Source organism: Mesorhizobium sp. M7D.F.Ca.US.004.03.1.1 (assembly GCF_003998635.1).
In the GTDB taxonomy this organism is placed as follows: domain Bacteria; phylum Pseudomonadota; class Alphaproteobacteria; order Rhizobiales; family Rhizobiaceae; genus Mesorhizobium; species Mesorhizobium loti.
This window is the reverse complement of sequence record NZ_RZQG01000709.1, coordinates 1-3180: the sequence shown is the minus strand read 5'-3', so window position 1 is coordinate 3180 and position 3180 is coordinate 1. Positions and strand designations below refer to the sequence as shown.

Annotated in this window: 3 protein-coding genes; 1 reads left to right on the top strand and 2 read right to left on the bottom strand. The window is 63.9% G+C overall.

The window, feature by feature from the left end; genetic code table 11:
• Positions 1-517, top strand: a 517-nt coding sequence (locus EN935_RS28430; protein ID WP_245489072.1) for a 3-hydroxyacyl-CoA dehydrogenase family protein, incomplete at its 5' end; no start/stop codon positions are given.
• A gap of 56 nt (positions 518-573) precedes the next feature.
• Here the strand turns inward: EN935_RS28430 and EN935_RS28425 are convergent.
• Entirely contained in the window at positions 574-2508 is a 1935-nt protein-coding gene (locus tag EN935_RS28425; RefSeq protein WP_245468884.1) for a PAS domain S-box protein, read from the bottom strand.
• A 212-nt stretch (positions 2509-2720) separates the two neighbouring features.
• Positions 2721-3180 (bottom strand): NrsF family protein (locus EN935_RS28420; protein ID WP_127373856.1); only part of this gene is annotated, 460 nt, incomplete at its 5' end.

Here is a 3180-nt window from a genome sequence, read left to right as displayed (position 1 = left end):
GATCTCGATCACGCGGCTTGCCGCGCAGACCGACCGGCCGGAGCGGTTCATCGGCATACATTTCATGAACCCGGTGCCGCTGATGAAGTTGGTCGAACTGGTGCGCGGCATCGCCACCGAGGACCAGACCTTCGAGGCAGCCAAGACCTACGTGAAGCAGCTCGACAAGACGATCACGGTCTCGGAGGATTTTCCGGCCTTCATCGTCAACCGCATCCTGCTGCCGATGATCAACGAGGCGATCTACACGCTCTATGAGGGCGTCGGCTCGGTCGATGCCATCGACACCGCTATGCGGCTCGGCGCCAACCATCCGATGGGACCGCTGCAGTTGGCTGACTTCATCGGGCTCGATACCTGCCTGTCGATCATGCAGGTGCTGCATGACGGCCTGTCGGACTCGAAGTACCGCCCTTGTCCGCTGCTGGTGAAATATGTCGAGGCCGGCTGGCTCGGCCGCAAGACCGGGCGTGGCTTCTACGATTATCGCGGCGAGCATCCCGTCCCGACGCGCTGATCAGATCCGCGTCAGCGGAAACCCGAAGCCTCTCGGATCAGAGGTTGATACCCGGATCAGGAGGCCGCAGCCAGCGGCTCGGGCGGCACTGCCTTGCCGTCCACAATCTCCCCTTCCGGCGCCACGCAAACGCAGCCACGGCCGGCCGCCTTGGCCGCATAGCAAGCTGCATCGGCCCTAGCGATGATCTCGTCGACCTCGCCGCAATTGGCGCTGATCGCGGCCAGCCCGATGCTGGCGCCGATCACGTGAGGACGGCCGTCCCAGGTGAAGTCCAGGCCGCCGATCGAATCGATGATGGAGCGCGCAGCGATCTTGGCACCGGCTGCCGAACCCGATTTCAAAATGACCGCGAATTCATCGCCGCCCAGACGAGCAACGATGTCCTCTGGACCAAGCACGCCGCGAACCGCCGCGGCAACCCGTTTCAGCAGCGCGTCTCCCGCCGCGTGGCCGCCCGTATCGTTGACCAGTTTGAAATGGTCGAGATCGATGAACATGAACTGGTGTCCGCCGCCTTTGCCCGAGGTACCGTCCTTGCGGGCCTGACCGACCAGTTCCTCCATGGCGCGAATGAAGCTCGAGCGATTGGCAAGGCCGGTCAGCGCGTCATGCGCGGCGGCATGGGCGAGCTGGCGCTGCAGCGCGCGCGCATCGGTAAAGTCCTGGAAAACGATGACCAGCCCGCAGAATTCGTTCCGCTCGTTGATGATCGGCGACACGACCTGACGGATGCTGCAGCGTGTGTCGTCGCGCCGGATGAGAACGGCGCGGCTGTTCTGATCTGCGGGCGCCAGGCCGCCGATCGCCGGTCGGATCACGCCGATCCGGTGCCCCGTCTCCTCGTCAACTGCCCAGTAGACATGGCCAAGCATCTTGCCGAGAGCCTCGCCGCCGGCAACACCGGTCAGCTTTTCGGCGACCGGGTTCATGAAGGTGACGCGGTTTGCGGCATCGGTGCAGATGACGGCATCACCGATCGACTGCAGGGTCACCCTCAGCCGCTCCTTTTCATCGGCAAGCATTGCCGCCGATACGGTGAGGCGTGCTTCGGCCTCCTTGCGTCGGGTGATGTCGGTCAGGCTGCCAATGGCCCTGATCAGCCGGCCATCCTCGTCACGCTCGATGGCCTTGCCGCGGTCGAGGATCCACATCCAGTGGCCATCCTTGTGGCGCATCCTGAACTCGGCTTCAAAGAACGGCGTCTTGCCCTCGAGATGGGCGCGATCCGCTTCCGCGACAATCTCGCGATCGTCGGGATGGATCATCGTCAGCCAGCGGTCGGTGTCGCCATCGAGCTCGCCATCCGCATAGCCCAGCATCTTGACCCAGGTCGAGGAATAGGTCGTGCCGCCCTTGCGCATGTCGAGGTCCCAGACACCTTGGCCGGCGCCGGCCAGGGCGAAATTCCAACGCGTTTCCGCTTCGGCAATGCGCGCCTCGGCCTGCTTGCGTGCGTCGATGTTCTCGATTTGCGAGACAAGATAGAGCGGGCGGCCGCTGTTCTCGTCGCGAATGACCGAGCCCGCAAGATGGGCCCAGACCGGCGTTCCGTCCTTCCTGAGATAGCGCTTCTCGAAGTGGAAGGAATTGACCGTGCCCGCCTTCAGATCGTCCATCGTCTCCCGCCCGATCTGCAGATCGTCGGGATGCGTGATCTGGAAGAAGGTCAGCGCCTCGATCTCTTCACGGCTGTAGCCAAGCATGGCGGCGAAGGCCGGATTGGTCTCGCGAATGCGCCCGTCGAGACCGACAACGGCCATACCGATCGCCGAATCCGCCATGGCGCGGCGGAAGCGCATCTCGCTCTCGGCGATCTGCTGACGATCCTCGCTGATCCGACGGGTGGACATGACAGCGAGGAACAGCGCGCCCGCCGCCACCGCCACCGAGATCTGCAGGCAGAGTTTCAGCGCTTCGGTGCCGAGGTCCAGGCGCGACAGCAGGATCGAAGCCGCTAGGACGCCCAGGCCGGCCACGAGCAACGCCAAGCCTGCATGCCCAAGAGATTTTCGGCTGGTCAATCCTCGCCACATCACGATACGTGCCACCCCCGTGCGCAAACGCATGTTCTCGCATCAACCTTGACGGATCGATTTTAAGGAAAGGTTGCGTCCGGCATACCGGCGCCATCGCTAACCGGCAAACAATTGCCGGCATGATTAAGGATCGGTGTGCATGGGCTCGGGATCGTGGCGGAACGCTACCAGCGCACGAAAAATCGTCCGCCGAGCGCACCGAGCAACGCGAGTGCTGCGATCGCTATCGTGTACCAGGTGGCGACGAAAAGCGGCGAATCGTCGAAGCAGTGCGCGGCGTAGAAGGTCGCCGCCAGCCCGCCGGCGAGCAGACCCGCCACCGCACCGGCCAGCACCGGCCGTGTCGGCGCGCCGTAGCGCAGCATCCACAGGAAGATGGCAAGCGGACCGAGGCCGATCAACGGGATGAAGCCCATGCAGATCATCATGTTGGAGCCGACCATCCTTGTTCCCCACAGCGCCTCCGGCACCATGAAAAGCTCCAGAATCACCGCCACTGCTACCAGCACCGGAGCCGCGGCCATCCAGGCCATCGCCCGGCCCGTCGAGGCACCCGGCGTCGACAAGGCGCGGATCAAGGCAAAGGCGCTGACCGCAAGCACGATGGTGAAGACGAATTTGGAG